This window comes from Solwaraspora sp. WMMA2065 (assembly GCF_030345075.1).
Lineage (GTDB): Bacteria > Actinomycetota > Actinomycetes > Mycobacteriales > Micromonosporaceae > Micromonospora_E.
Window position 1 is genome coordinate 3,901,961 of the sequence record NZ_CP128361.1, and the last position, 19,722, is coordinate 3,921,682.

The following is a 19,722-nucleotide window of genomic DNA, read 5'->3' on the forward strand; positions in this document are numbered from 1 at the left end:
CCACCGCGCGGGCAGGTCGACGGCGTAGGTCAGCGGGTGTGGTAGTTGGGGGCCTCGACGGTCATCTGGATGTCGTGCGGGTGGCTTTCCTTCAGACCGGCGGCGGTGATCCTGATCAGTTGGCCGCGCTGGTGCAGGTCGTCGATGCCTTCGGCGCCGACGTACCCCATTGCCAGCCGGACCCCGCCGATCAGCTGGTGCACGACGGTGGCCAGCGGTCCACGGTACGGCACCTGGCCCTCGACACCCTCCGGGACCAGCTTCTCGTCGCTGAGCACGTCATGCTGGAAGTAGCGGTCCTTGGAGTAGGAGCGGGCCTGGCCACGGGACTGCATCGCGCCCAGCGACCCCATTCCCCGGTACGACTTGAACTGCTTGCCGTTGATGAACAGCAGCTCACCGGGGCTCTCCTCGCAACCGGCGAGCAGGCTGCCCAGCATCACCGTGTGCGCACCCGCGACCAACGCCTTGGCGATGTCGCCCGAGTACTGGATGCCGCCGTCGGCGATCACGGGAACGCCGGCCGGGTGGCAGGCCCGGACCGCCTCCATGATCGCGGTGATCTGCGGTACGCCGACCCCGGCAACCACCCGGGTGGTGCAGATCGCACCCGGACCGACCCCGACCTTGACCCCGTCCGCGCCGGCCTCGACCAACGCGCGGGCACCGGCGTAGGTGGCGACGTTGCCGCCGACCACGTCGACCTCGGTGTCCCGTTTCAGGGCGCGCACCATGTCCAGCACCCCGCGCTGGTGGCCGTGGGCGGTGTCGACGATCAGTACGTCGACGCCCGCGTCGACCAGGGTCCGGGCCCGCTTGTACGAGTCGTCGCCGACGCCGATCGCGGCGGCCACCCGTAGCCGGCCGGCGTCGTCCTTGGTCGCGTCCGGGTACTGCTCGCTCTTGGTGAAGTCCTTCACGGTGATCAGCCCGCGCAGCCGGCCGGCGTCGTCGACCAGGGGCAGCTTCTCCACCTTGTGCTGGCGCAGCAGGGCCAGCGCATCCGCCTTGGCCACCCCGACCGGGGCGGTGACCAGCGGCATCGAGGTCATCAGGTCGCGTACCGGGCGGTTCTGGTCGGTCTCGAACCGCATGTCGCGGTTAGTGATGATGCCGACCAGGGCGCCCTGCTCGTCGACGACCGGGACGCCGGAGATGCGGTACCGGCCGCACAGTGTGTCGACGTGCCGCAGGGTGTCGTCCGGGCCGCAGGTCACCGGGTTGGTGATCATGCCGGCCTCGGAGCGTTTCACCAGGTCGACCTGGATCGCCTGGTCGTCGGCGGAGAGGTTGCGGTGCAGCACGCCGATGCCGCCCTGCCGGGCCATCGCGATCGCCATCCGCGCCTCGGTCACCGTGTCCATCGCGCTGGACAGCAGCGGTACGGACAGTCGCACGTTGCGGGTCATCGAGGTCACCGTGTTGACCCGGCTCGGGATGACGTCCGACTCGGCGGGCTGCAGCAGCACGTCGTCGAAGGTCAACCCGAGCGGCACCGCCCGGGCCGACCCGGCGGGCATCTCCGGCACGTGGCCGCCGAACGCGGCGGGGACCGGGGGCACGTGACCGCCGTTGGCGGTGCTGTCGACGACGGGCTGCTGGGTGGGCGAGTATTCCACGACTTCTTCCCCTGAGCTGGTCGGACGGTTCGCCTGAGGCCGGCGGCGGCTGATGCCCGGGCGCCGGGGCGGCAGGCGGCCCGGCGTGGGTGGCGGTTGACCGGCTCGCCCCGTCTCGCGGTGCGATGGTTCATCGTACCCACCGTCGGTCCGGCCGGACGCGCCACCTGCGCGGCCAGCCGGACCGGGTGGGGCCCACGCAGCCGGTACGGGTGGGACTACGGTGGAGGGGTGCACGAAGAGCCGATCGATCCGTTCAGCGGCGACCCCGCCGATCCGGCAGCCGGGCTGGAGGATCCCACCGAGGCCGGCGAGCCGGATTCGTTGACGCCGGCCGAACGGCAGGACGTGTTGGAGGACCTCGCCGACCTGGAGGTCTACCGGGCGCTGCTCGGCGCGGTCGGGATCCGCGGGCTGGTGATCGACTGCGAGGACTGCCGGGAGCCGCACTACTTCGACTGGGACCTGCTGCGTGGCAATCTGCGGCACCTGCTGGACTCCGGCCGGCCGAGGGTGCACGAGCCGGCCTTCAACCCCGACCCGGACCACTACGTGAGCTGGGAGTACGCGCGGGGGTACGCCGACGGCGTGCACGACACCCTGCGGGACGAGGCGGACGACGACCAGGACCGACCGGCCGACGACAAGGGCCGGCCGGGTTAAGGTCGGTCAGGCGACCAGTCCGGTACGGAATCCGGTGGCCACCGCGTGCGCCCTGTCCCGTGCGCCGAGCTTGCGGAACAGTCGCCGGGCGTGGGTCTTGACGGTGTCCTCCGAGACGAACAGGTCGCGGCCGATCTCGCCGTTGCTCTTGCCTTCCGCCATCCCGCGCAGCACCTGCAGTTCGCGTTCGGTGAGCCCGATCCGGCGTAGTGCGCTGATTCGACCGTCTGACGGCTGAGTGCCGTCCGGCCCGGCACCGTTCGGCCCGCCGCCGTTCGACACAGCGCCATCCGTCGGGGCGGTGCCGGAGTCCGTGTCCTGGTCCTGGTCCTGAGTCACCGTGCCGTCGGAGTGCGGGACGGGCATCGGTGCGCCGGCGGTGTCGGCGGCCGACGCCGTCGCGGCCGCGTCGTCGCGCTGGTTCGGCACGACGTTCGGCCCGGTGGCCGGGTCCGCACCGGCGGCGGCTGGCGCCGCCGGTTCGGCGGCGGCGCCGGTGACCGATCGTCCGGCGGAGTCGGTACCAGCGGCGGCAGCCCCGGGGTGGTGGGTCACCGCGCCAGCGGCACCGATGGCGGCGGTCACCGCCGGGGCCGGTGCGGCTGCTGACTGCTCGGTCAGCAGTGCCGGTGTACGGCGGCCCGGCGCGGCGAGCAGCAGCAGGGTCTTCGCCACGGCGGTGACCAGGTCGTCGGTGCCGCGTAGCAGCCCGCGGGCGCCGGCAGCCAGCGCGGCCGACGCCACCTGCGGGTCCTCCCCGCCGAACAGCACGATCACGCTGCCCGGCGAACGGGCCAGCACCCGGCGGGTGAAGCTTGCGCTGTCCGGACGGGCCAGGGCGGTGTCGGCGAGTACGATCTCGGCTGGCCGTTCGGCGAGCCGCAGCATCACCTCCGGTTCAGAGACTGCTGTGCGTACTGCGGCGGAGAGGCCGAGCCGGGCGGCGGCGGCGGCGATGTTCTGAGCTGCAATTACCGTTCGTACACACACGAGCACCTTGCGCACTTGTGACTCCCCTCTCCCGCCAGCAGCAGATCACGCGAGGCACGCTCGCTCATGTGCTTTGCCACGAAAAAAGATGAAAGTTCAGGACCGGCGGCCACGTCGCCGACCGGCTATCGCGCGCAGGTTCCGACCCGGGTGTTCCCACACGTTCCGGCACGGGTGATTGAGCAGTGGGACTCCCGGGTACCCCGGTGACATGAAGGACCGGAGCGCTTGCGCGGCCGGCCGCCCGGTCCTACCACGAAGTGTCCGCGGGAGCCGCGCGGAAGGAGGGGTGCAGATGTCGGATGTACGCCGACTGCCCGGACCGATCGTCGACCTGTGGGAGTGGCAGATCCTCGGTGCCTGCCGTGGCCGGGACAGCGCCCAGTTCTTCCACCCCGACGGTGAGCGGGGGTCGTCACGCAACCGCCGGGAGTCTGGAGCCAAGGCGGTCTGCCGGACCTGCCCGGTCCGCGCGGAGTGCGCCGCGCACGCCCTGTCGGTGCGCGAGCCGTACGGGGTGTGGGGCGGCTTCAGCGAGTCGGAACGGCTCCGGCTGCTCGCCCTCGGCTGGGAGGATCTTGCCGACCGCCGTGGCGGCCGGGTCGATGTGCAACGGCTGGAGGCCCGGCTGGGCCGACCGCACAAGTCGACCGTGCCGGCCCAGCGCCGGCCGGAGTCGGCCGCCGTCAGGCCGCAGCCGGCTGACTCGGCCACCGCCGCCTGACCGCGGCGAACTGTCACCTACCGCGCGGCTGCGGTCGCGGTCGCGGCCAGCACGGCCGCGACCTCGGCCACGGGCCGCCGGTTCGATTGTCCCTACTGGACTGTTACGCGGACCGAGTGCCAGCCTGTCGCCCCGTCCGGGGCGACAGGCTGGCGTAGTTCGGGCTGGGTGGCACCGGTCCCGTCAGTGGCCCGGACCTGCAGTAGGTGCTCACCCGAGGTTGCCGGCCACTGCCAGACCCACTGCACCCAGGTGTCTGCGGAGACCGCCGGGGCCAGCTCGGCCGGCTGCCAGGGGCCGTCGTCCACCCGTACCTCGACGCCGCTGATGCCCCGGTGCGGGGCCCACGCCACCCCGGCCACCGGTACGGTGCCGGCGGACAGTTCGGCGCGGACCCGGGGGGTGTCGATCCGGGACTGGGTCTTGATCGGGCCCTGCGCCGCCCAGCCGCGCGGCACCCAGTACGCGTCGAAGTCGGCGAAGCTGGTCAACTCCAGCTCGGTGACCCACTTGCAGGCGGAGACGTACCCGTAGAGGCCGGGCACCACCATGCGGACCGGAAAACCGTGCTCGACCGGCAGTGGTTGACCGTTCATTCCGACCGCGAGCAGCGCGTCCCGCCCGTCCAGCAGCGCTTCGGTCGGGGTGCCGCAGGTCCAACCGTCGACGGACCGGCCGACGACCTGGTCGGCTCCGGGCAGCGGGCCCGCCTCGACCAGCAGGTCCCGCACCGGTACGCCGAGCCAGCGGGCGTTGCCGATGAGAGTCCCGCCCACCTCGTTCGAGACACAGGCCAGCGTGACGTACCGCTCCACCAGCTCCATCCCGAGCAGGTCGGAGTAGCTCAGGGTGATCGGGTTGGTCACCCGGCCGTGGATCCGCAGCTGCCATTCGTCCGGGTCGACCTGGGGCACGACCAACGCGGTGTCGATCCGGTAGAAGTCACGGTTGGTGGTGACGTACCGGCTCAGCCCCGGCGCCGCCGGGTCCACACCCGAAGGCAGCGGCGGCGCGGCGTCGACCGGAGCGGGCAGCGACACCGCGGACCGGGCGGTGGCCACCCCCCGGCGTTGTGCCAGCCAACGACCGCCGGCACCGGTGACCAGGGCGGCACCGACCGACACGCCGACGCTGGACAGGAAACGGCGCCGGTCGGCGGTGCCGGCACCGGGCTGAACCGGTACCGGTTCATCCGACGAGGCCGACGAGGCGACGGAAGCCGGCCGCAGCGGGCCGGCGAGCAGCGCCCAGAGCAGCAGCGCGGCGGCGGACGCGCCGATCACCGCCGGCAGGACGGCGGCCGGCCCGGCACCGGGCCGGGTGAGCGCGGCCGCCGCGCCGACCACGCCGAAGACCGCGACGCCGACGAAGCCGACTGCGAGCCGGCCGGCGGCCAGCACCCCGATCACGGCCGCGAACCCGGCGAGCAGTACGCCGGTGCCGATCAGCAGCGCGGTCTTGTCGTGTACGCCGAACACGTCGATGGCAAACTGTTTCAGCGGCTCGGGGACGGTGTCGACGACCACCCCGCCGACCGCGACCAGCGGTGCCGAGCGGGCGCCAGTGGCTACGGCGATCAGCTCGGCCAGGCCCAGGGCGAGCGCGGCAGCGGCCACCCCGGCAAGCGCTGCGAGCGGTCCGGGCAGGCGGCCCGGCGGTTCGGTCTGCGCAGCTGGCCCGGTCGGCTCCGGCCCTGTCGCGTCCGGCACCGTCGGCTCCGGCCTCATCGCGTCCAGCCCATCTGTCCGGCACCGTACGGGGTCGACGGCGCGTAGGTACCGCCGACGATACGCAGAATCCGCGTGATCAGAAACCTCGGGCAGAGTGCGCCCTCGGCCGTACTGATCACGCGGATCCAGGTGGAACAGGTGGAACAGGTGGAACTCCCGGTCAGAAACCGGGGCCGTGCTGGTGGCCGTGTCCGTGGTCGTGTCCGTGCCCGCCGGCGGCCGGCTCGGCCTTCTCCGGCTTCTCCACCACGAGACTCTCGGTGGTGAGCAGCAGCCCGGCGATCGACGCGGCGTTGCTGACCGCGTTGCGGGTCACCTTCACCGGGTCGATGATGCCGGCCCGGGCGAGATCGACGTACTCACCGGTGGCGGCGTTGAGCCCGTGGCCCCAGTCGCCTTCGAGCACCTTGCCGACCACGACGTATCCGTCGTAGCCGGCGTTCTGGGCGATCCACCGCAGTGGCTCGTGCAGCGCCTTGCGGACCACCGACACGCCGACCTTCTCGTCGCCGTCGAAGCCGAGGTCGTCGTCGAGCACGGCGGCGATCTGGCTCAGCGCCGCGCCGCCACCGGGGATGGTGCCCTCCTCGACCGCGGCCTTGGTCGCGGCGATGGCGTCCTCGATGCGGTGCTTGCGCTCCTTCATCTCCACCTCGGTGGCGGCCCCGGCCTTGATCACCGCGATGCCGCCGGAGAGCTTCGCCAGCCGCTCGGCGAGCTTCTCGCGGTCCCAGTCCGAGTCGGACGCGTCGATCTCCTTGCGGATCTGGGTGACCCGGTCGGCGACCTCGGAGTCGTTGCCGGCACCGTCGACCACCGTGGTGGTGTCCTTGTCGACCACGATCCGCCGGGCCCGGCCCAGCGACTCCAGCCCGACCGCGTCGAGCTTGTAGCCCAGCTCCGGGGCGATCAGCTCGGCGCCGGTCAGGATCGCCATGTCCTGCAGCATCGCCTTGCGCCGGTCACCGAAGCCGGGGGCCTTGACCGCGCAGATCTTCACGGTCTTGCGTACGGCGTTGACCACCAGGGTGGACAGCGCCTGCCCGTCGACATCCTCGGCGACGATCAGCAGCGGCTTGCTGTCCTGGACGATCTTCTCCAGCAGCGGCAGCAGCTCCTCGATCGAGGAGATCTTCTGGGTGGTGATCAGGATGTACGCGTCCTCGAGGACCGCCTCCTGCGCTTCGGCGTCGGTGACGAAGTGCGGGGAGATGAAGCCCTTGTCGAACTGCAGGCCCTCGGTGACCTCCAGCTCGGTGGCCAGGGTGGAGCCTTCCTCGACGGTGATGACGCCGTCGCGGCCGACCCGCTCCATCGCCTCGGCGATCAGCTCGCCGATCGTGGCGTCCTGGGCCGAGATCGTCGCGACCTGCGCGATCGAGCCCTTGTCGGCCACCTCCGCTGCCTTGGCCAGCAGCGATTCGGAGACCTTCTGTGCGGCCGCGTCGATGCCGCGCTTGAGGCCGGCCGGGTTGGCCCCGGCGGCGACGTTGCGCAGACCTTCACGGACCATCGCCTGGGCGAGCACGGTGGCGGTGGTGGTCCCGTCGCCGGCGACGTCGTTGGTCTTCGTCGCCACCTCCTTGACCAGCTGCGCACCGAGGTTCTCGTACGGGTTGGTGAGCTCGATCTCCTTGGCGATGGTCACGCCATCGTTGGTGATCGTCGGAGCGCCGAACTTCTTGTCCAGCACGACGTTGCGCCCGCGCGGGCCGAGGGTGACCTTGACCGTGTCCGCGAGCGTGTTGACGCCGTGCTCCAAGAGGTGCCGGGCGTCGTCCGAGAAACTCAGGATCTTCGCCATGACATTCCCTTCACAGGCACTAGCCGTCGGCCGGCCGGCGGCTGCCGGCACCGGCCGACGGGCGACGCCCCGAAGCCCCGGGCTGGGGCTTCGGGGCGTTCAGCACTGGCAGTAGGTCACTTCTCGATGACCGCGAGGACGTCGCGGGCGGAGAGCACCAGGTACTCCTCGCCGGCGTACTTGACCTCGGTGCCGCCGTACTTCGAGTAGATGACCGTGTCGCCGACGTTGACGTCAACCGGGATCCGGTTGCCCTTGTCGTCGACGCGGCCGGGGCCGACAGCGAGGACGGTGCCCTCCTGCGGCTTCTCCTTGGCGGTGTCGGGGATCACGATGCCCGACGCCGTGGTGGTCTCAGCCTCGTTCGCCTGGACCAGGATCCGGTCCTCGAGCGGCTTGATCGCAACCTTGGTCGCGGTAGTCACGGGCATACCCTCCTGGGGTATCTGGTTTTGGTGCCGGCCACGTGGGTAACCGGCGTCAATCTGCCTCATGTCCACCGGGCGGATCCGTCGTCGCGGGTGCCGGACCGCCTGGCGTTTCGCTCACCGGCGGGAGCCGGCGGGCTGGCACCCTCGACCCGAGAGTGCTAACCGCAGATTAGCAGTCGCCTGTGCGGAGTGCTAGCCCGATGGCCGAGCATGGACAATGTCGCGGTGCACCCGGACGAACTGGCCGCCCTGCGCGCCCCGGAAGGCGCGGCCGCGCTGGTCACCGCAGCCGAGGTGCTGGCCGCACCGGGCCGGACGGATCCACTCGCGGCGGCGACCGCGCTGCGTACCGCCGGGGTGCCGGCACCGCTGGCGACCGCCGCGCTCACCCAGGCCGCGCTGCGCGCCCGCGCGGTCGGCAAGTTCGGCCCGGCCGCCGCCCGGATGTTCTTCACCCGCGCCGGCCTGGAGCAGGCCACCCGGTCGGTGGTAACCGACCGGCGCGCCGACCGGTTACGCGCCGCCGGGGTACGCCACCTCGCCGACCTGGGCTGCGGTCTCGGCGCGGACACCCTCGCCGCCGCCCGGGCCGGCATCCGGGTGTACGCGGTGGAGGCCGACCCGGGCACCGCCGCGATCGCCGCCGCCAACGCCGAGGCGACCGGGCTGGCCCACCTGGTCGACGTGGTCTGCGCCGACGCCACCGGAGTCGACCTCACCGGCTACGACGCGGTCTTCTGCGACCCGGCCCGCCGGTCCGGCACCGGTCGGCGCACCTTCGACCCGGACAACTACTCCCCGTCCTGGGACTTCGTCCGGACCCTGGTCGCCCGAGTGCCACGGACCGTACTCAAGGTGGCACCGGGCATCGACCACAGGTTGATCCCGCCAGGAGCCGAGGCCGAGTGGGTCAGCGTCGACCGGGAGGTGGTCGAGGCGGCGTTCTGGTGCGGCCCGCTGGCCGACACCCCACGCCGGGCCACCCTGCTGCGGACCGGCCAGCCGGCCACCGACCTGACCGGCGACGGCGGCGAGCCGGTCACCGTCGGCCCGGTCCGGCGTTACCTGTACGACCCGGACGGGGCGGTGGTCCGCTCGCACCTGGTCGCCGCGTTCGCCGCGACCGTCGACGGCACTCTCGCCGACGAGTCGATCGCCTACGTCTACGCCGACACGCCGACCGACACGCCGTACGGCAGGTGTCTGGAGATCACCGACGTGCTGCCGTTCTCGCTGAAGCGGCTGCGGGCGCTGCTGCGCGAACGCGGTGTCACGCGGCTGGAGATCCTCAAACGCGGATCCCCGCTCGACCCCGCCCAGTTGCGCCGCGACCTGCGGCTGCGTACCGCCTCTGGGGCCGGCGTGGCGGCGAGTCTGGTGCTGACCCGGGTGGCCGGCGCCCCGACGGCGCTGCTCGCCCACCCGGTGCCGGCGCCGGGCCGGTGAGCGCGCCAGCCTGATGAGCGCGCGGGGCCGGTAACGTCGCGCGGCATGGCAGGTACCGCGACTCCGGCGACGACGCTGCTGACCAAGCGGCAGATCACCTTCCAACTGCACCCGTACCGGGTCTCGCCGGACACCCCGGACTACGGCGCGGCGGTCGCGGCCGCCCTCGGCGTCGCCGCCGAGCAGGTGTTCAAGACGCTGGTGGCGCAGGTCGACGGGGCACTCGCCGTCGGCGTCGTGCCGGTCACCGGGGAGCTGGACCTGAAGGCTCTGGCGGTGGCGCTCGGTGGTAAGCGCGCGGTGCTGGCCGAGCGGGTGCTCGCCGAACGGACCACCGGGTACGTCCGGGGCGGGATCAGCCCGATCGGGCAGCGTAAACGCCTGCCGACGGTGCTGGACGCCTCGGCGCAGCGGTACGCCGAAATGTACGTCTCGGCCGGCCGCCGCGGGTTGCAGTTGAGTATCACTCCGGTTGACCTCGCAGCGGTGACTGGCGCCCGATTCGCCCCAATCGCTGCTCACTGATCCGGTCAGGCGACGGGCAGGTGTCCGCCGCGTTGCTGAATTGTTATCGCGAGCAACAAAACTGGTGACGTCACCGTCTTGTGCCCGGCGCCACACTCCTAATACGTTGCCGGACACAACAAAAACCGCGATGGCCCAGCTCAGCCCCAGGCCGTTGCCGTCGCCGGCCGGGCCTCCGGAGCTCACCAGCGCCCCGCGAGCCCACGCCCGAGACCGCACGACACACACCAGCACAACCCCTTGTACGCGAAACATCACCCTTCGAAAGGACCCGAGCGATGCGCAAAGGGATCCTCAGCACCGCCGCCGCCGGTGTCCTGCTCGCCGGCGGCCTGACCGCCTGTGGCAGCGACACCGGCACCGACACCGGCAGCGGCGACACGCCGACCCCGAAGATCGGCGTGATCCTGCCGGACAGCGCCTCCTCCGACCGCTGGGAGACCGCCGACCGGCGCTTCCTGCAGGAGGCGTTCGACGCCGCCGGCGTCAACGCCAGCATCCAGAACGCCCAGGGCGACAAGGCCCAGTTCCAGACCCTCGCCGACCAGATGATCACCGACGGGGCCACCGTCCTGATGATCGTCAACCTGGACTCCGGCACCGGCAAGGCCGTGCTGGACAAGGCCAAGCAGCAGGGCGTCGCCACCATCGACTACGACCGGCTCACCCTGGGCGGCTCCGCCGAGTACTACGTCAGCTTCGACAACGAGGCCGTCGGCCAACTGCAGGGCGAGGGCCTGGTCAAGTGCCTGACCGACGCCGGCGTGGAGAAGCCGACCATCGCCACCCTCAACGGCTCGCAGACCGACAACAACGCCACCCTGTTCAAGGCCGGCTACGACGGCGTGCTCGACCCGCTGTACGAGTCCGGCGAGTACGTCAAGGGCCCGGACCAGTGGGTGCCGGACTGGGACAACACCCAGGCCGCCACGCTGTTCGAGCAGATGCTGACCCAGACCGGCGGCGAGGTCGACGGCGTGCTGGCCGCCAACGACGGCCTCGGCAACGCGGCGATCTCGGTGCTCAAGCGCAACGAGCTCAACGGTCAGGTGCCGGTCACCGGGCAGGACGCCACCCCGCAGGGCCTGCAGAACATCCTCGCCGGCGACCAGTGCATGACCGTCTACAAGGCGATCAAGGCCGAGGCGCAGGCCGCCGCCGACCTGGCGGTCGCGCTGGCGAACGGTGAGCGCAAGGAGGTCGCGCAGACCGTCACCGACCCGGAGACCAACCGGGAGGTGCCGTCGGTGCTGCTCACCCCGCAGGCCATCTACAAGGAGAACGTCGCCGACGTGGTCAACGACGGCTACGTCACCGCCGAGGAGCTCTGCACCGACGAGTTCGCCGAGCTCTGCGCCGAGGCCGGCATCAGCTGACCGGCGTACCGCCGACCGACCGGTAGCCCCGCCGCGGGTGTCACCCGGCAGCACCATCGCCCGGTGACACCCGCGGCGGCGGAACCGGCGCCGGCCGGGCACCCTCACGAAGGAGACCACCCGTGTCCGCGACCCCCCTGCTGCAACTGCGCGGGATCGACAAGAACTTCGGCCCCGTCCAGGTGCTGCGCAACGTCGACTTCGCCGTCCACGCCGGCGAGGTGACCGCGCTCGTCGGCGACAACGGCGCCGGCAAGTCCACCCTGGTCAAGTGCATCAGCGGCATCCACCCGATCGACCGCGGCGAGGTCGTCGTCGATGGCCGCCGGGTGCACATCCACAACCCGCGCGACGCCGCCTCGCACGGCATCGAGGTCGTCTACCAGGACCTCGCGCTCTGCGACAACCTCGACATCGTGCAGAACATGTTCCTCGGGCGGGAGAAGCGCTCCGGGATCGTCCTGGACGAGACCACCATGGAGCAGATGGCCGCGGACACCCTCGCCGGGCTCTCCGTCCGGACCGTCAAGTCGCTGCGGCAGCTCGTCGCCAGCCTCTCCGGCGGCCAGCGCCAGACCGTCGCCATCGCCAAGGCTGTGCTGTGGAACAGCAAGGTCGTCATCCTCGACGAACCCACCGCGGCGCTCGGCGTCGCCCAGACCGCCCAGGTGCTCGAACTGGTCCGCCGGCTCGCCGACAACGGCCTCGCCGTCGTACTGATCTCGCACAACATGAACGACGTCTTCGCGGTGTCGGACCGGATCGCCGCGCTGTACCTCGGCCAGATGGTCGCCCAGGTACGGAGCACGGAGATCACCCACGCGCAGATCGTGGAGCTGATCACCGCCGGCCGCAGCGGTGACCTCGGCCTACCGGCCGACAACGGCACCGAGTACGCCGCCACCAACGGACCGGGAGCCGACCGATGAGCACCGCCACCTCCACAGTCCAGCGGCCCGCCGCCCCGGCCGACTCGCCCGGCGTCGGCGAACACCTGCGCAACTACTTCTCCCGGATCCGCGGCGGCGACCTCGGCGCGCTGCCCGCGATCCTCGGCCTCGTCGTGCTCTGCACGGTCTTCTCGATCGTGCGGCCCAACTTCTTCACCGCCGGCAACTTTGCCAACCTGTTCATTCAGGGCGGCGCGGTCACCCTGATCGCGATGGGGCTGATCTTCGTCCTGCTGCTCGGTGAGATCGACCTGTCCGCCGGCTTCGCCAGCGGCGTCTGCGCCGCGATCCTGGCGGTCGTCTCCACCGAGATGGGACTGCCCTGGTACGTGGCGGTGCTGGCAGCCGTGGCCACCGGAACCCTGATCGGCACCGTCCTCGGGTTCCTGGTCGCCAAGGTCGGCATCCCGTCGTTCGTGGTCACCCTGGCCGCGTTCCTCGCCTTCCAGGGCACGGTGCTGCTGCTGATCGAAGGCGGCAAGAACGTCTCGCTGCGCGACGACGTGCTGATCGCGATCGTCAACCGCAACGTCCCGCCGGTGATCGGCTGGGCGATCTTCGGCGTCGGGGTGGCCGGGTTCGCGCTGATCCAGCTGCTGCGCTACCGCACCCGGTCCGCCAAGGGCCTGGTCACCGACCCGATCGTGGTGGTGCTAACCCGCATCGGAGTGCTGATCGCGATCGCCGGTGCCGCCGTCTACATCCTCAACCAGGAGCGCAGCATCAACCCGCTGATCACCTCGCTGCGCGGGGTGCCGATCGTGGTGCCGGTCATCGTGGTACTGCTGATCTTCTGGACCTTCGTGCTGCGGCGCACCGCGTACGGCCGGCACATCTACGCGGTCGGCGGCAACCGGGAAGCCGCCCGCCGGGCCGGCATCAACGTCGACCGGATCCGGATCTCCGCCTTCATGATCTGCTCCTCGATGGCCGCCGTCGGCGGCATCGTGGCCGCCAGCCGCGCCAACTCGGTGGACGCCAACACCGGCGGCAGCAACGTGCTGCTGTTCGCCGTCGGCGCGGCGGTGATCGGCGGCACCAGCCTCTTCGGCGGCAAGGGCCGGGTCCTCGACGCGGTCCTCGGCGGCGCCGTGGTCGCGGTCATCGAGAACGGCATGGGACTGCTGAATGTCAGCTCCGGGGTGAAGTTCGTCTTCACCGGTCTGGTGCTGCTGCTGGCCGCCAGCGTCGACGCGCTGTCCCGCCGTCGCGCCGCCGCCGGGTCCCGATGACTGCGGAGACGACGAACCGATGCGGGCAGGACCCAGCCAGGAGGAGATCCGCCGGCACAACCTCGGCGCGCTGCTGCGGCACGTGCACGTGCACGGCGCCACCTCACGGGCCGAACTGACCACCACGCTGGGGCTCAACCGCAGCACCATCGGCGCGCTCACCGCCGACCTGGCCGCCGCCGGCCTGGTCAGCGAGGGCGGTGCCCGGGAAACCGGCCGGGCCGGACGACCGTCGCTGGTCGTCCGGCCCGCGTCCGAGCGGGTGTACGCGTACGCGCTCAGCATCGAGGTCGACCGGTTACGGGCCGCCCGGGTCGGACTTGGTGGCCGGATCCTCGACACGCGCACCGGCGAGCGACCCCGGGGCACCCTCGCCGCCGAGGCGGTCGGCCCACTCGCCGGCTTCGTCAAGGAGCTGCACCAGGCGGTGCCGGCCGGCGCGGTCTGCGTCGGCAGCGGCGTCGCGGTCTGCGGCATGGTCCGCCGCGACGACGGCATGGTCCGGCTCGGCCCCACCATGGGCTGGGTCGACGAGCCGCTCGGCGCGGCCCTCGCCGAGGCGCTCGGCGACGACCGGGGCGTGCTGGTCGGCAACGTCTCCGACGTGTGCGCGCTGGCCGAACACACCCGGGGCGCGGCGGTCGGCTGCGACCACGTCGTCTACCTGTACGGCGACGTCGGCGTCGGCGCCGGGATCATCGCCGGTGGCCGGCGGGTCACCGGGCACGGCGGGTACGGCGGCGAGGTCGGCCACATGGTGGTGCACCCCGGTGGCCGGCCCTGCCTGTGCGGATCCCGGGGCTGCTGGGAGACCGAGATCGGCGAACACGCGCTGATCCAGGCAGCCGGCCGCAGCGGGGAAGTCGTCGGCCGGGAAGCGGTACTCGCCGTGGTGGACGCGGCCGACCGGGGCGACAGCCAGGCCCAGGCCGCGGTCCGCCAGGTCGGCAACTGGCTCGGCTTCGGCGTGGCCAACCTGGTCAACATCTTCAACCCGGAGACGGTGATCTTCGGCGGTACGCTACGGGACGTCTACCTGGCGGCGGCCGCGCACGTGCGCAGCCGGCTCAACTCCAACGGGCTACCGGCCTGCCGGGAACACGTCCGACTGCGTACCCCGAAACTCGGCGACGACGCGCCGCTGATCGGCGCCGCCGAACTCGCGTTCGAGCAGCTGCTCGCCGACCCGCTCGACGCGGTGGCCGGCTGACCCCGGTCAGCCGACCGCCTGCGCCGACCCGACGCCCTGCCAGGTGCGCCACAGTGCGGCGTACGGGCCATCGGCGGCGACCAGTTCGTGGTGCGAGCCGAACTCGGTGATCAGCCCGTCCTCGACCACGGCGATCCGGTCGGCGTCGTGTGCCGAGTACAGCCGGTGCGCGATCGCGATCACCGTACGCCCGTGCAGCACCGCAGCGAGCGACCGCTCCGTGCGCCGGGCGCTACGCGGGTCGATCAGCGACGTCGCCTCGTCCAGCACCAGGGTCTGCGGATCGGCCAGCACCAGCCGGGCCAGGGCGAGCTGCTGGGCCTGGTCCGGACCGACCGGATGGCCGCCGGCACCGACCACCGTGGCCACCCCGTCCGGCAGGGCGGACACCCAGTCCAATGCGTCGACGGCGGCCAACGCGTCGCGTACCTCGGCGTCGGTGGCGTCCGGCCGGACCAGCGCGACGTTGTCGCGCACCGTACCGATGAAGACGTGATGCTCCTGGGTGACCAGGGCGACCCGGCCGCGGCACCAGGGTGACCCCGCGTAGCACCTCCCGCCCGTCGACGTAGCTGAAGTGGACGTCGACCGCCGCGACCGGGTCGGCGGCGCACGCGCCGTCAGGTGCCGGCGCGCGGGGCACCGCGGTCGCGGACCGGCCCGGCTGGGCGACGCCGAGCAGCCGGGCCAGCGACGCGGCACCGAGCTGCAGTTCGTCCAGCCAGTTCAGCAGCCGGTCCAGCGGAGCGGCCAGCATCTGCACGTAGAGCACTGCCGCGGTGACCTGTCCGAGCGTCACCCAGCCGCGCAGGTAGCACCAGCCGCCGACCGCCAGGGTCGCCGCGACCGGCACCACGTAGCTGATCTCGATCAGCGGGAACCAGACGGTACGCAGCCACAGCGTGTAACGCTCGGCCGCGTACTGCCGGGCGATGTCGGTGTCGGTGCGCCGCCGCCGGTGCTCCTGCCGGCGCAGTGCCTCGACGGTCCGGGCACCGTCGACGGTCTCGCTGAGCCCGTCGGTGATCCGCGAGTACGCGGCGCTCTCGGCCAGGTAGCCGTCCGGCGCCCGGCGCAGATACCAGCGGGTGCCCGCCCACAGCAGCGGCACCACGATCAGGCAGGGCACCGCCAGCACCGGGGCGACCAGCAGCAACGCCCCGAAGATGAAGGTCGCGGTGCTGATCGCGATCAGCGTCTCGGGCACCGCGAACCGCACCGACTTGGACAGCACGGCGACGTCGTGCGAGGTCCGGGTGAGCAGGTCACCGGTGCCGGCCTTCTCCACGGTCGACAGCGGGATGGACAGCACCCAACCGATGAACTCTTCGCGCAACGCGGCCAGCACCCGCTCACCGAGCCGGGCCGATGCCACGTGGGCGTAGCGGGCCAGCACCGCCTGTAAGACCAGGAACCCGGCGATCGCCAGGGCGGTCCGGTCGACGGCGGCGATCGCCGCCGTCGACGTGGTGAGCGTCTCGACCAGGCCACCGAGCAGCCGGGGCGCGGCGAGCCCGGCGACCGCGGCGCCCACGTGCAGCGCGAGAGCACCGGCCAGCATCCGTGGGTGCCGGCGGACCAGGACACGGGCGTACCGGCGGACCTCGGCCCGGTCCGCGACCGGCAACGCCGTCACGACGCCACCTCACTCAACGCCGCCGACTCGGTCGACGCCACCGACTCGGCGCGGGTCACCAGGGCGGCGTACCCGGGTTCGGTGCGCAGCAGATCGGCGTGACTGCCGTCGGCCACCACCCGGCCGGCGTCGACGAACACCACCCGGTCGGCGTGTTCCAGCAGCAGCGGGCTGGTGGTGCAGACGACAGTGGTCCGGCCGGTCCGGGCCGCCCGCAGCCGGGCGGCGATCCGCACCTCGGTGTGCGCGTCGACGGCGCTGGTCGGCTCGACCAGCACCAGGATCGGCGGGCAGCGCGTCGACGATGTCGGTCACCAGGATCCGCTGCCGGACCGTGGCCAGGTCCAGCTCCCGCAGCGGTACGCCGGCCAGGGCGACTTCGGTGTCGCGGTAGCGCCCCAGCCGGTCGGCGAGCCCGACGACGTCCTCCGGCGCGGTGGCCGCGACGGCGGTCAACTGGTACGGGGCCACCCGCAGGCCGGACATGGAGTCGACCAGGTCGCCGGCGCGGTCCGGCAGTCGGCGGGGTCGGGCCGGGTCGGTGAACTCCGGCGTGATGGCGAGCAGGCCCGCGACCCGGCGGGCGGCGACGTGGCCACGGGTCATGGTGTGCAGGAACTCGGTCAACGTCCGGATCGGACCGGTCAGGAACGCGGTGTACGCGTAGGCGGCGACCAGTTGCCCGACGGTCAGCTCGCCGGCGAGAGTGAGCCGCGCCCCGAGCCAGGTCACCAGCACCAGGAACATCCCGGGCAGCAGCAGCTGGTTGGCCTCCAGGAAGGATTCGACCCGGGCCAGCCGGTCGCCGCGCCGCCGCAGCTCCTGCGACTGCTCCCGGTAGCGGTCGGCGAAGGCCGGTTCACCGCCGACGCCGCGCAGGATCCGCAGGCCGGTCACGATGTCGCCGGCCAGGGTCGCCAGGGTGGCCTGCTGTTCCCGGTACGTCTGCTGGCGGCGGTGCAGCGGCCGCAGGCCGAGCCCGACGGCCGCCATCAGCACCGGCACGCCGATCACGATCACCAGCCCGAGCGGGACGGAGGTGGCGACCAGGATCGCGGCGACCACGACGATCGCCACCACCGCACCAACCGCCCGGGCGACGACCTCCACCGCGCCGCCCAGACTGCTCATGTCGGCGGTCCCGATGCTCACCACCTCGCCGGTGGCCAGCCGTTTCGGCAGGGTGGCGCCGAGCCGGTTGGCCTGCCGTACGGTGAGCTGGACCGTGCGGTACGCGGTGGACAGCCAGTTGAACACGCCGAACCAGTGCTGGCTGATGCTGGCCGTCGCCTGGACCAGCCCCAGCCCCAGTAGCACCGCTGACCAGCCGAGCAGCGCCTGCGGATCGCGGGCGGTGAGGCCGACGTCGATGGCATGTCCGACAACCGCCGGCATCAACGCCTGGCTGCCCATCCAGACCACGCTGAGCACCGATCCCCAGGCCACGGACGCCCCGGCACGTCCGGCCAGCCAGCGCAGCAGACGCAGGGCTGACCGGTGATCGGCTACGCCGGGATCGGCGACGGGCAGGGACCACATGACATCGCGACGGTACGGCTACTTTACGTGACCGATCCACCTATTTTCCCATTTCCGCCGGACGATCTGGCAGCGGCTTCAGCGGTCGACCTGGGTGAAGTCCCAGCTGTGCGGTGCACGGGTGACCAGCCGCAGCGGTGGTTCCGGCAACGACAACGGGCTGCTGCGCCACTTCGAGATGACCACCAGCCGGTCATCGGTCGACGAGAAGACCTCACTGGCCAGGTGCAGCGGGCTGTGTTCGATCTCCGGCAGCGCGGTGTCGCAGACCCAGGTGAGCAACTCGGTCAGGCGGGACGGCTCGGCCTTGGCCTCCCACATCCGCACGATCACGTCGCCGGACATTACACGCTCACCGTGGTCAACGGCAGCGCGGAGTCGGCCGGCAGGTCCAGCCGGCTGGCCGGTACCCCGGCGGCGACCAGATGCGAACCGAGCGCGGCGACCATCGCGCCGTTGTCGGTGCACAGTTTCGGCCGGGGCACCCGGACCCGGATCCCGTACCGCTCGCAGCGTTGCTCGGCCATCGCCCGCAGCCGCGAGTTGGCCGCCACCCCGCCACCGATGACCAGGGTCTCGACGCCCCGGTCCCGGCAGGCGTCGACCGCCTTGGCGGTCAGCACGTCGCAGACCGCCTCCTGGAACGACGCGGCGACGTCCGCCACCGGCACCGGTTCACCGGCTCGTTCCCGGGCTTCGACCCAGCGGGCCACCGCGGTCTTCAGTCCGGAGAAGGAGAAGTCGAACCGGTGCGCGGCGAGGTCCTTCGGCGCGGTGAGTCCACGGGGGAATGCGATCGCCGCGGCGTCACCGTCGCGAGCCGACCGGTCGATCGGCGGCCCGCCGGGGAACGGCAGGCCGAGCAGCCGGGCCACCTTGTCGAACGCCTCACCGGCCGCGTCGTCGATGGTGGCGCCGAGCGGGGTGACTCCGGCGGTCAGGTCGTCGACCAGCAGCAGCGACGAATGCCCACCGGAGACCAGCAGGGCGATCGCCGGCTCCGGCAGCGGACCGTGCTCCAGGGTGTCGACGGCCACGTGGGCGGCGAGGTGGTTGACACCGAACACCGGCTTGTCGGTGGCGATCGCGTAGCCCTTGGCCGCCGCGACGCCGACCAGCAAAGCACCGGCCAGACCGGGGCCGGCGGTCACCGCGATCGCGTCGATGTCGGCCAGGGTGACACCGGCGTCGTCGAGCGCCCGGCGCATCGTCGGCACGATCGCTTCCAGGTGGGCCCGGCTGGCCACCTCCGGCACCACGCCGCCGAACCTGGCGTGTTCGGCCACGCTGGAGGCCAGCGCGTCGGCGAGCAGCGTGTGCCCGCGGACGATGCCGACCCCGGTCTCGTCGCAGGAGGTCTCGATCCCGAGGACCAGTGGTTCGTCAGCCATCTCGCATCATCACCAGAGCGTCGGTGTTGCTGGGTTGGTAGTAGCCACGGCGTACACCCACCGGTTCGAAACCGTACGCCGCGTACAGCCGTTGCGCGGGCGCGTTGTCCACCGCGACCTCCAGGTAGGTCCGGCCGGCCCCGCGTCGGGTGGCTTCGTCGAGCAGCCCGGCCAGCAGGGTCCGGCCCACGCCGCGCCGTTGGTGGTCCCGGCGTACCGCGACGTTCTGCACCCACGCCTCGTCGGGTGTCGCCGGATCGCCGGCCAGTGCCAGCCCGGCGTACCCGGCCAGCTGGTCGGTGCCGTCGACGACGGCCAGGTAGTGGTGTCCGTTGGCCAGCTCGTTCCAGAACATCTCGGCCGACCACTGTTCGGCACCGAACAGGTCGGCTTCGATCGGTACCGCCTGTTCGATGTGCCACCAGCGGAACCGGACGGTCCGCAGCTGCCCACTGA

Annotated in this window: 17 protein-coding genes and 1 pseudogene; 8 read left to right on the forward strand and 10 right to left on the reverse strand. The window is 72.0% G+C overall.

The genetic code is table 11. From position 1 onward, the window contains the following. Window positions 1–29 precede the first annotated feature (29 nt). Window positions 30–1,520 carry an IMP dehydrogenase gene (gene guaB, locus O7610_RS17725; RefSeq protein ID WP_281555723.1) on the reverse strand — a complete coding sequence of 497 codons (1,491 nt, stop codon included), beginning with the start codon at window positions 1,518–1,520 and terminating at the stop codon, window positions 30–32. Between the two features lie 330 nt (window positions 1,521–1,850). Between guaB and O7610_RS17730 the strand changes: the two genes are divergently transcribed. Then, a complete protein-coding gene (locus O7610_RS17730) occupies window positions 1,851–2,282 on the forward strand; it encodes a DUF5319 domain-containing protein (RefSeq protein ID WP_281551835.1) in 432 nt (143 codons plus the stop codon). Window positions 2,283–2,288: 6 nt separating this feature from the next. On the opposite strand, the gene O7610_RS17735 is transcribed toward O7610_RS17730, so the two are convergent. Next, window positions 2,289–3,287, reverse strand: a complete 999-nt coding sequence (locus O7610_RS17735) for a response regulator transcription factor (protein ID WP_289211374.1) — start codon at window positions 3,285–3,287, stop codon at window positions 2,289–2,291. A gap of 280 nt (window positions 3,288–3,567) precedes the next feature. On the opposite strand from O7610_RS17735, the gene O7610_RS17740 reads away from it, so the two are divergent. Next, window positions 3,568–3,996: a WhiB family transcriptional regulator gene (locus tag O7610_RS17740; protein WP_278173781.1), complete on the forward strand. Its 429-nt coding sequence runs from the start codon at window positions 3,568–3,570 to the stop codon at window positions 3,994–3,996. A 92-nt stretch (window positions 3,997–4,088) separates the two neighbouring features. Here the strand turns inward: O7610_RS17740 and O7610_RS17745 are convergent, their stop codons facing one another. The 3 genes from O7610_RS17745 to groES all read right to left on the reverse strand — a co-directional run bounded on the left by O7610_RS17745 (window position 4,089) and on the right by groES (window position 7,955). Next, window positions 4,089–5,642 carry a molybdopterin-dependent oxidoreductase gene (locus O7610_RS17745; RefSeq protein ID WP_281555724.1) on the reverse strand — a complete coding sequence of 518 codons (1,554 nt, stop codon included), beginning with the start codon at window positions 5,640–5,642 and terminating at the stop codon, window positions 4,089–4,091. A 244-nt stretch (window positions 5,643–5,886) separates the two neighbouring features. Continuing rightward, window positions 5,887–7,530: a chaperonin GroEL gene (groL, locus tag O7610_RS17750; protein WP_281551837.1), complete on the reverse strand. Its 1,644-nt coding sequence runs from the start codon at window positions 7,528–7,530 to the stop codon at window positions 5,887–5,889. A 116-nt stretch (window positions 7,531–7,646) separates the two neighbouring features. Continuing rightward, window positions 7,647–7,955, reverse strand: coding sequence for a co-chaperone GroES (gene groES / locus O7610_RS17755; protein ID WP_502959034.1), 309 nt, complete (start codon window positions 7,953–7,955; stop codon window positions 7,647–7,649). Window positions 7,956–8,171: 216 nt separating this feature from the next. On the opposite strand from groES, the gene O7610_RS17760 reads away from it, so the two are divergent. The 6 genes from O7610_RS17760 (at window position 8,172) to O7610_RS17785 (ending at window position 14,700) form a co-directional block, all read left to right on the forward strand. Continuing rightward, window positions 8,172–9,407, forward strand: a complete 1,236-nt coding sequence (locus O7610_RS17760; RefSeq protein WP_281551838.1) for a class I SAM-dependent methyltransferase — start codon at window positions 8,172–8,174, stop codon at window positions 9,405–9,407. A gap of 45 nt (window positions 9,408–9,452) precedes the next feature. Continuing rightward, window positions 9,453–9,932, forward strand: coding sequence for a Cys-tRNA(Pro) deacylase (ybaK, locus tag O7610_RS17765; RefSeq protein WP_281551839.1), 480 nt, complete (start codon window positions 9,453–9,455; stop codon window positions 9,930–9,932). A gap of 278 nt (window positions 9,933–10,210) precedes the next feature. Beyond that, on the forward strand, window positions 10,211–11,308 hold the full coding sequence (locus O7610_RS17770) for a sugar ABC transporter substrate-binding protein (protein WP_281551840.1): 1,098 nt from the start codon (window positions 10,211–10,213) through the stop codon (window positions 11,306–11,308). A 122-nt stretch (window positions 11,309–11,430) separates the two neighbouring features. Continuing rightward, on the forward strand, window positions 11,431–12,237 hold the full coding sequence (locus O7610_RS17775; RefSeq protein WP_282233573.1) for an ATP-binding cassette domain-containing protein: 807 nt from the start codon (window positions 11,431–11,433) through the stop codon (window positions 12,235–12,237). Continuing rightward, window positions 12,234–13,490 (forward strand): sugar ABC transporter permease, encoded by a 1,257-nt coding sequence (locus O7610_RS17780; protein WP_281551842.1) that lies wholly within the window; start codon window positions 12,234–12,236, stop codon window positions 13,488–13,490. Before O7610_RS17775 ends, O7610_RS17780 begins: the two co-directional genes overlap by 4 nt. Window positions 13,491–13,509: 19 nt before the next feature. Further along, window positions 13,510–14,700, forward strand: coding sequence for an ROK family transcriptional regulator (locus O7610_RS17785; protein WP_281551843.1), 1,191 nt, complete (start codon window positions 13,510–13,512; stop codon window positions 14,698–14,700). 6 nt (window positions 14,701–14,706) lie between these two features. On the opposite strand, the pseudogene O7610_RS17790 reads toward O7610_RS17785, so the two are convergent. The 5 genes and pseudogenes from O7610_RS17790 to rimI all read right to left on the reverse strand — a co-directional run bounded on the left by O7610_RS17790 (window position 14,707) and on the right by rimI (window position 19,711). Further along, a pseudogene (locus O7610_RS17790) lies at window positions 14,707–16,336 on the reverse strand (ABC transporter ATP-binding protein). A 9-nt stretch (window positions 16,337–16,345) separates the two neighbouring features. After that, window positions 16,346–17,875 carry an ABC transporter transmembrane domain-containing protein gene (locus O7610_RS17795; RefSeq protein WP_353850268.1) on the reverse strand — a complete coding sequence of 510 codons (1,530 nt, stop codon included), beginning with the start codon at window positions 17,873–17,875 and terminating at the stop codon, window positions 16,346–16,348. Between the two features lie 78 nt (window positions 17,876–17,953). Further along, window positions 17,954–18,208 carry a hypothetical protein gene (locus tag O7610_RS17800; protein WP_281555725.1) on the reverse strand — a complete coding sequence of 85 codons (255 nt, stop codon included), beginning with the start codon at window positions 18,206–18,208 and terminating at the stop codon, window positions 17,954–17,956. Window positions 18,209–18,219: 11 nt separating this feature from the next. Beyond that, window positions 18,220–19,266 (reverse strand): tRNA (adenosine(37)-N6)-threonylcarbamoyltransferase complex transferase subunit TsaD, encoded by a 1,047-nt coding sequence (gene tsaD, locus O7610_RS17805; RefSeq protein ID WP_281551844.1) that lies wholly within the window; start codon window positions 19,264–19,266, stop codon window positions 18,220–18,222. Further along, window positions 19,259–19,711 carry a ribosomal protein S18-alanine N-acetyltransferase gene (gene rimI / locus O7610_RS17810; protein WP_281555726.1) on the reverse strand — a complete coding sequence of 151 codons (453 nt, stop codon included), beginning with the start codon at window positions 19,709–19,711 and terminating at the stop codon, window positions 19,259–19,261. Before rimI ends, tsaD begins: the two co-directional genes overlap by 8 nt. Between the last annotated feature and the right edge of the window lie 11 nt (window positions 19,712–19,722).